This window comes from Methanolobus psychrotolerans, assembly GCF_002243045.1.
Lineage (GTDB): Archaea > Halobacteriota > Methanosarcinia > Methanosarcinales > Methanosarcinaceae > Methanolobus > Methanolobus psychrotolerans.
The window spans coordinates 35,544-43,798 of record NZ_MBKP01000015.1 but is presented as its reverse complement, the minus strand read 5'-3'; the positions used below and the strand labels follow the sequence as shown (position 1 = coordinate 43,798).

The 8,255-nt window shown below is 40.8% G+C and carries 9 protein-coding genes; all 9 read left to right on the top strand.

What is annotated here, in order from left to right:
• The coding region (locus BB781_RS15665) for a hypothetical protein (protein WP_207205256.1) at positions 1–1,144 on the top strand (1,144 nt) is incomplete at its 5' end.
• 16 nt (positions 1,145–1,160) lie between these two features.
• Complete coding sequence (locus BB781_RS06770; RefSeq protein WP_094227744.1) at positions 1,161–1,781, top strand: hypothetical protein; 621 nt, start codon at positions 1,161–1,163, stop codon at positions 1,779–1,781.
• A gap of 54 nt (positions 1,782–1,835) precedes the next feature.
• On the top strand, positions 1,836–2,861 hold the full coding sequence (locus BB781_RS06765) for a hypothetical protein (RefSeq protein ID WP_164997802.1): 1,026 nt from the start codon (positions 1,836–1,838) through the stop codon (positions 2,859–2,861).
• Positions 2,851–3,375, top strand: coding sequence for a hypothetical protein (locus BB781_RS06760; RefSeq protein WP_094227742.1), 525 nt, complete (start codon positions 2,851–2,853; stop codon positions 3,373–3,375). Before BB781_RS06765 ends, BB781_RS06760 begins: the two co-directional genes overlap by 11 nt.
• Positions 3,376–3,534: 159 nt before the next feature.
• Positions 3,535–3,663, top strand: a complete 129-nt coding sequence (locus tag BB781_RS16335; protein ID WP_277985487.1) for a hypothetical protein — start codon at positions 3,535–3,537, stop codon at positions 3,661–3,663.
• A gap of 80 nt (positions 3,664–3,743) precedes the next feature.
• On the top strand, positions 3,744–4,454 hold the full coding sequence (locus BB781_RS06755) for a hypothetical protein (protein ID WP_094227741.1): 711 nt from the start codon (positions 3,744–3,746) through the stop codon (positions 4,452–4,454).
• Positions 4,455–4,458: 4 nt separating this feature from the next.
• Positions 4,459–5,076: a hypothetical protein gene (locus BB781_RS06750; protein WP_094227740.1), complete on the top strand. Its 618-nt coding sequence runs from the start codon at positions 4,459–4,461 to the stop codon at positions 5,074–5,076.
• A 195-nt stretch (positions 5,077–5,271) separates the two neighbouring features.
• Positions 5,272–6,843: a hypothetical protein gene (locus BB781_RS06745; RefSeq protein WP_094227739.1), complete on the top strand. Its 1,572-nt coding sequence runs from the start codon at positions 5,272–5,274 to the stop codon at positions 6,841–6,843.
• Positions 6,844–6,853: 10 nt separating this feature from the next.
• Positions 6,854–8,017, top strand: coding sequence for a hypothetical protein (locus BB781_RS06740; RefSeq protein WP_094227738.1), 1,164 nt, complete (start codon positions 6,854–6,856; stop codon positions 8,015–8,017).
• Positions 8,018–8,255: the final 238 nt, after the last annotated feature.

The following is an 8,255-nucleotide window of genomic DNA, read 5'->3' as shown; positions in this document are numbered from 1 at the left end:
CCATGTTTACTGCACCGATCCTGAGAATCCTGACACCGATGGCGATGGCCTGATCGACGGCCTGGAGGTAGGAGTACTTCAGACAAACGCCGGCTCGTATATCGAATACAGTTTCAACGTGATAAGCGACCCCACGGAGGAATACAGTGATGATGATTCCCTTAATGACCTAGAAGAATACGAACTTGGAATAAATCCGCTGAGTTCCGATACTGACCACGACGGACTGGACGACGACGAAGACCCCGAGCCACTTAAACATACAAAAGCAAGCTCCGGTCCAAGCACACTTGAGATCGGCAGAGCCATAGTTCTCGGTGCCGTGTTCGGTGAAACCGGAATAGAAGACGGAAGTCTTAGCTACCTTGTTGATTATGAAATAGCATCCTCACCCTACTATCTCGTGGGCTGGATCGGTTTCTCACTGGTGCCTGTTGTAGGCGCTGTTGCAGATGCCCGAGATGCGGTACAGGCGCTTATTAATGGTGATGAACTTGGTGCCGCAATGAATGCTGCGGGCGCGTTCTCGGGTGTAGGGGATGGCGTAAAAACGGCTGCCGCGGTTGGTTTGTTTGTTACAAAGTATTCTTCGAAAATTAGTGACATACAAAAGGTACTGATCAAAGTACTTGATGACATACCACCATATACAGCATTAAAGGTCCTGGATTCTACATGTGATGAGGCTGCTTCTGCCTTGAATGCCAAAGGAGTTACTTATGAAACCGTTAAAAAGCTAGTCGATAAAGGAATTGACCTTAAAAGGGCCAGAACCCTCTTGGATACTGTATATACCGGGGCATGGTCACCTGGTAGAGTTGGAGATGCGGCGAAGAACTTTGAGAACCATTATAATAAGCACGTAGTGAATCAATTTGAATGGGGTAGAATACTAACTGAATCAGAATACAGGCAAAAAGCTACTGATCTTATCAACAGACCTGCTGGGGTTGAGATTTACTATCAACGAGGAATAGAGAACATGGCAGTATATAACAGAGCTACAGGGGAGTTTGCTACAGGAAATGAGCTTGGAGAAATTCAGACGTTTTTCATACCTGGGCTTTTTGAGAAACCTGATGGATCAAAAGTGAATTACGTGGACAATCTCATAAATGAAGGTAAACTTATAAACCTAAATTAATCAGAATGTGGACATTATGAACGAAGATATTATTGATACGCTCCAAAATAGTTTGAAGTTATATAAGAAAGATGTCGAAGAGACGGATTTGAATTATGAATCTTTGAAGCACCTTGGTAAATACAGCATAACCCATCCATATTTGAGCAAACATTCCATGGCATCTGCAATTGAAAGGTACGAAGCAAAAGGCATCAATCTTTCAGAGATAAGAGTTCAATATGAAGAAATCAATAAGAGATTAGAAGCCTTTGAGCAGAAAAGAGGTAATGCCAGAGAAAAACTCTTCGAGGAATTGAAGCATTATATCAAAGCCTACCCCAGCACAGTATGCTACTTTCTTGAACTTGATCCTATCGATCTCGAAACTGGAAATGACATAGCCGGCCGGGATATTCTAGAGATTCTGATGATGGAACTGGACCATGACTTTGATCTTCATGATATGAAGATCAAAGTGGAAGCTCTTGACAATGTATTAAAATGTCGGTTTCGGTTGAATATTGACTTGATCATGAAAGAGTGCTCTTTTATTGAAGTTGAAACTGCTCCCGAGAGTTTTTGGTGGAGGCATCCATCCAGAATTTACCTTGAAGTACAGAAATCCAGAGAAGAATATGCTAAGTTTCAATCCTGAGTTGTGTGCTGAAAAGACGGTATAATATTACAAAACCAAATAAACAGATTCAAGTTGAGTCTGCTATTTCTTTTTTTATCTATAAACTCAAATACCGAAGATAGTAAACCCGTTGATAGCGTGGACCCCGACCCATTGACACATACGGCAGAAATAATCGACCCGCCCACACTTGAAATCGGCAGGGCCATAGTTCTCGGAGCAGTATTCGGTGAGACCGGAATTGAAAGCGGAAGTCTTAGCTACCTTGTTGATTATGAAATAGCATCCTCACCCTACTATCTCGTAGGCTGGATCGGTTTCTCATTGGTACCTGTTGTTGGTGCTGTTGCAGATGCAAGAGATGCTGTGCAGGCTCTTATCAACGGTGATGAACTTGGTGCTGCGCTAAACGCTGCTGGGGCATTCTCAGGTGTTGGAGATGCCGTAAAAGTCGGGGGAGCAGTAGGTCTCTTTATCACTAAATATCCGGATAAAGGAGGCGATGTCGCCAAGGCATTGGGCAAGTACGCATTCCCGCATGCACCTGATCTTGTAAAACTTAAAGTTCTGGATATAATATTTGATGGTGCGGCTACGAGGCTGGTGAATAAACATGGAAATGAAATTCTTCCTGATCTAGTCACGCTTGCTGACAAGGATGTTGATCTTTCAAAGGTGATCGGTGTTGCCAAAAATGGCAATGATATAAGATGGCTCGAAAATGGTGACGATTTAAGAGGATGGGTTCATATTGACGGCAGACATATAGAAGGAACACTGAAAGAAGGATTGTACACTACGTTTTTCCCGGTTGGACAAACAATTTCAAGAAATGGTGTGCCAAGAACTTTATCGTCAGTTATGGACAAAAAGGATGTGGAGGATCTAATATGCGAAGCCGTAAAGAGAGGAAATATAGATCCTAATGATCCTTATGCCTATATATTCAAACCTTCGGACAATGGTTTTAACTATGGTATCGATGAAATGAGAGTTATTTTCGATAGTAAAGGCAATATCAAAACAGCATACCCTATAAAAGGAAGTAATGTCTGGGCTTGGGATCCCGACATAGGAGGGTGGATCAATGTCATCTGATGTACATAAGAATATAACCATAATTATTGAATATGGTAAAGATTTCGAAAGCCAGATTTCAATGGGTGAAATTGACGCACTCACTGGAATAAATGTCAAAGTTGACGAAGTATGTTTGACAGGAACTCATGAAGGCATGTTTCCGATAGATGATTATATCTATATAAATTTGATGAAAATGCTTTCTTCTATCGATGGCGTATTAAAAAATAAGAGAGCCATTATACGATACCAAAGTGTTCCTTTTGATCTTATTCTGGAGATGTCTGGTAAAAATGTGGTTAATGTGGGCTTTTACGATTTTAACGGTAAAAGCTATAACCCAAATATTCCTGACGAGGGACTACCTGTGTCTCTTGATGCTCTAGTAGTAGAATTTATTCGAGTGGCAAAAGAATTCCTTAACAGAGTATTAAGTATGAATCCAAAACTTACTGATACTGATGAAGTAAAAGAGTTTCGGATAGCGATTGAGAAAGCAGAAAAATCATATCAAGAATTCTTTTCAAACTAGCAATATAAATGATTGCCTGGATGTGCACTCCTGTTGTTGGCAAGTGATAAAGGAATAGATATTAAGCCTGATGACATTGAAGAAAAGTACAGGGATATATTCCCTGGAATCTTTTTGAATAGCATGGGATTTGTGAACGAACTTGAATAACAGATAACTTTGGTTGAAGTCATCTGTTATTCTTTTTTATTTTACGGAAGAATTACTCTTAAGACGAATCCTGATATAGAAGTACTTGAAATCGGCAGGGCCATAGTCATCGAGCAGTATTCGGTGAAACCGGAATAGAAGGCGGAAATGCCAGCTGTTTTGTTGATGAATCTATAGCTTCCTCACCTTACTATCTAGTTGGCTGGATTGGTTTCTCATTGGTACCTGTTGTTGGTGCTGTCGCAGATGCCCGAGATGCGGTGCAGGCTCTAATCAATGGTGATAAACTTGGTGCTGCATTCAATGCAGCAGGTGCTTTCTCTGGAATAGGAGATGCAGTAAAGGTAGGGGGAGCAGTAGGTCTCTTTGTCACTAAATATCCTTCAAAGGTTGTTGATATTGCAAAGGTACTGGCAAAGCATGTACTTCCATATGCCCCTGAACTTGTAAAAATAAAAACATTGGATGCTGTTTTCGATGGTGCTGCCTCAGCTTTAAAGAGCACTCACTATGTTCCGACCAACACTATCATGAGGCTCGCTGATGCAGGAGTTGATTTAAAACGAGTTCAAACTTTATTGAGTACTATGTATATCGGTAAGTGGTCGCCTGGTAGATTTGAAAACGCTGCAGTAAATTTGAATGACCATTTTATGAGGCATGGGAGGGAGTTTGGTTTGAGTGGAGACTTATCTGATCTTGTAGGAAAGCAGCAATATGTTGATATGGCAGTGCATTTGATTAACAAAAGGCAAGAAGTTGAGATTTATTACAACGTTCAAAGACAAAACATGCTCATTTATCATCGAACGACAAAAGAACTAGTGATTGGAAATGTAGATGGGGAAATCCAAAGTTTCCGCAAGAATAGAGCAACTTACATAGATACCTTAGTTAATTGTGGCACATTGGTAAACCTAATGGAGTGATTGCTTGGACAAAAAAACAATTAATTGGATTAGAAAGGATTTAGAAAACTTTGAGCGAACAATCGATGAGTTGGATCAAAGTTTAGATTCAACAGATAACTTTGAAGGATATATGGCAGGTGATCCGATAATCTGCAAATACCGTATATCCTTTTTATTCAAGAGTCTTCTAGAGGAAGGTGCAGACGTACGGGATTTTAAGAAGGAAGAGGAACGAATAAACAAAAAATTAATGACTTTTATGCAGAATAGAGGAAGAGATTATACTGATAAACTCTATGCCGAACTTAAATTTCTTGTTGATCAATATCCCACTATGATTTGCTTTTTCCTCGAGTTGGATCCTATAGATATGGAAGTTGAAAACGATTTGAACTCAAGGGATGATATCGAATATTTACTAAAGGAATTAGATGACGACTATGATCTTCGTGATATAAGGATAAAAGTAAGGGCTTTAGATGATGTTTTAAGATGCCAGTTTGAATCGAATATCAATTTGATAATGAAAGAATGTCCATATATCGAGCGTGGCTATTATCCAGATAGCTTCTGGTGGAGGCACCCTTCAAAGATTCTTCGAGAAAGAGAGAAGTCTCAGGAAGAACTCACTAGAAATTAAAATTCTCGGTCTAAATGTGCTACTATATAGTGCAATTAGGACAAGAAGATTCAACTTCAATTGAAGTTGAGTCTGCCGTCTCTTTTTAAATTTAACTTATAGGATTTTTACAGCAACAATTGCACCCAGCAAGCTATAGCCAATAACATCGCCGTCTACACTGTCGGTCTTGGAAGCAGTGTGGATACCGCCTTATTGACAAGCATTGCAACAGCCACAGGCGGCCAGTACTTCCCGGTATCATCAGCCGCTGACCTGCCGGATGTTTTCCGAACCATTTCCGGGGAACTGGAATCTGAGGATACCGATGAGGACGGCCTTCCGGACATAATGGAAACCCATGGCTTCAGGGACGGACTTGGAAACTGGTACACCACTGACCCGGAGAATCCAGACACTGACGGCGACGGACTTACCGACGGCGAGGAAGCCGGAGTTGTAATGGATGTTGATGGTAAGATATACTTACACATAACCAGCAATCCGGAAAGAGTTGACTCCGACTGGGATGAAATCCTTGACCCTGATGAAGCAGAATTCGGCACAGGAATGCTTGAATGGGACAGTGACCACGACTATCTGGGCGACGGACATGAATTAGAACTGGGTACCGAACCTCTGCTTTGGGACACTGATTTCGATGGTTATAATGACATAGCTGAATTCGTAGATAATAATTATGATCCCCTTGTCTATGATAAAAGATTAACCAGATATGAGGTTGCGAGAGAAGTCATACTTGGTGCAGTCCTTGGAGAATTCGGATATGATGAACATGACAGCGCATACTACCTGACAGGTCATCTTATCAGTGGATTTGTGGCCGTTGGAGACCTTCGTGATTTCCTTGGATCAGTGAATAATGGGGATGAAATAGGTGCAGTCCTGAACCTTGCTGCCGTCGTTCCACTGTGGGGATATGCAGGAAAAGTCCTCTCCAAGTTCGGTCAATTCGGTGCAAAGCATGCAGATGAGGCTGGAACTGTTGCCATCAAGCTGGTACCCTACATACCGTCGTTGTCGCTCAAGGCCGATGTTTTAAAAGCAATGTCAAGCAGTGACTACTACGGATTGGTTGCTAAAGGCTTCGACGACAACTCCATAATCAAACTAAGTGAACAGGGAATAGACTTTGTCAAATTCAACCGGGCACTGGATGCTACAAATGCTTTTGCCGACTATCCAGGTCTGAGCGAATTCTTGAGATCACAGATAGATGGTACCGGTAAAATCATGGACAAAAGATGTACATTCAATGCAAAGAAAGCAGCTAACGCCCAGAAACTAGGCAAATCCACTTATGTTACAGGTTTTGTCAATAACCTTAAAGGCGCATATACAGAAGATTTGCTGGCAAAGTACATCGGTGAAAACCCAGATGCTTTAGTAAAATTATCTAAAGTAAACAAAGGTGGTATTGACTATGCAGATATTTCCGGCACTACGCTGAAAATAGGAGAAGCTAAGGCTGTGAAGAGTTTGTCATTGTCTAACGTAAAGAATTATATCAAGCGTAACGATATAACTGGCGAACTAGAATTTAATCTGAATTATGCTCGAAAGGAAATTGGAGATGAATATCTAAAAAATCCATCTATTCAGAAAGAATTTGTTCTTTACATAAATGGCCCAGACAGCGCTGCAATCAAAACGAGTTTGATTTCACAATTAGGTGGTTTGTCCGAAGTACCTTATAAGTATAAAGATGCTCTTGGACAAGATGTAACTGAATATGTAAAAATCACAATTAAAGCGGTGAGCGAATGAAGAGGGTAACATGACAAAGAAAGATAAGTTTTCTATTTTTTTAGAAGAAAAGAAAGAAAAATGGGATAAAGTTTTACAGAACAGGGGTGTATTCGAAGAATACCCCTCCCATCTTAATCCAAAAACAGATCTCGAAATACTTTATGCTTATAGTGACTTAGGGCTGATTAACAAATATTTAGGGAATAAACAGAAAGCAGTTTGGTTTTTTAAGTTTTTATCCACAATTAATGTCCCATCTTCACGATTAGAGGGCATCTCTAATGAAGATGATACAACTCTTGTTTTTAGCTACGGTGAATATGCACTAAAAAAAGGAATATTCTTTGATTTATCAAATTCTGACCTGAAAACTGCTAATAGAATGTTTTCATTCGCTGCTGAGGATTTTATAGTCAAAGAAAGTACTTTTGATTTCTGGATAAAGCACAAGTATTATGATGATATTGCCTATGGTCACCTTTGGCGAAGTTACTCTTTAGTTAGACTAAATCAATATCAAGAAGCTCTTGAATTATTGGTGCAGGTCGTACCTTATCTTGATAAATACAAGAAAACCGGGGTGGAGATGTGGCGTACTGTCGAGTATGCTTTAACCAAAGCTCTGATACCACTGTGCGAATACAAGCTGAATCCTTCGGAAGAGAATCTTGCAAGTGCCAAGAAAGGAATTGAAGATTTCATAAAGAGTCTTCGGGAAAAGAAAGACAAGTTTGAAGGCTATCTTTACTACTTCCACCTGAAAGAGAAGTTCGCAGATGTATATGAAGCAGAAGGCGTGCCTGCCGATGCAAAACCTGCGGTTAAAAAGGCTGTTGAAGAGAAGAAGATAGAATTCCCTGTGGATGATGAAGAGCCGGGAACTATCATGATAACAACCCTTGAGGGTGGCTACGAAGATTTCCTTGGAAGCAACAGTGAGGTTGAGAAATATTGTGCCGAGGTTTCGGAATTAGGTGATTTTCCAAACCTTGCCCTGTTGATGGAAACCTATGTGACCGGAAGTCATCTTGATGCCGAGCCACTGACCGAAGAGTGCAAAAGATTGCTCTCAATGGATGGAGTTGAAGACTGGATAAGGGGAAAGACCGAGATCGTGCTGGAAGCGGCGGAGGATGCGAAGGAGACAGGGCATGGTCTGTACTTCTATTTTGCGGAGGGGATAGTGGAATAAGAGAATAAAACAAAAATATGGAGGCTGTCGCAAATTTGTATGGACTGACTTCATCTAAGTTGAACTTGTAATCTTTTTTTAATCAGGCTAACAACGCTTCTAGGTATCATCAGCCGACGACCTTCCTGATGTTTTCAGGGTCATTTCCGAAAGTTTTGTAGATACTGATGAAGACGGACTCCCTGACATCACCGAAACATCCGGTTTCAGGGATGGTCTTGGTAACTGGTACTATACA

Excerpts from the sequence above, each read along its gene's own strand:
- BB781_RS06770 (WP_094227744.1), top strand. The coding sequence starts at position 1,161 with ATGAACGAAGATATTATTGATACGCTCCAAAATAGTTTGAAGTTATAT.
- BB781_RS06760 (WP_094227742.1), top strand. The coding sequence starts at position 2,851 with ATGTCATCTGATGTACATAAGAATATAACCATAATTATTGAATATGGT.
- BB781_RS06740 (WP_094227738.1), top strand. The coding sequence starts at position 6,854 with ATGACAAAGAAAGATAAGTTTTCTATTTTTTTAGAAGAAAAGAAAGAA.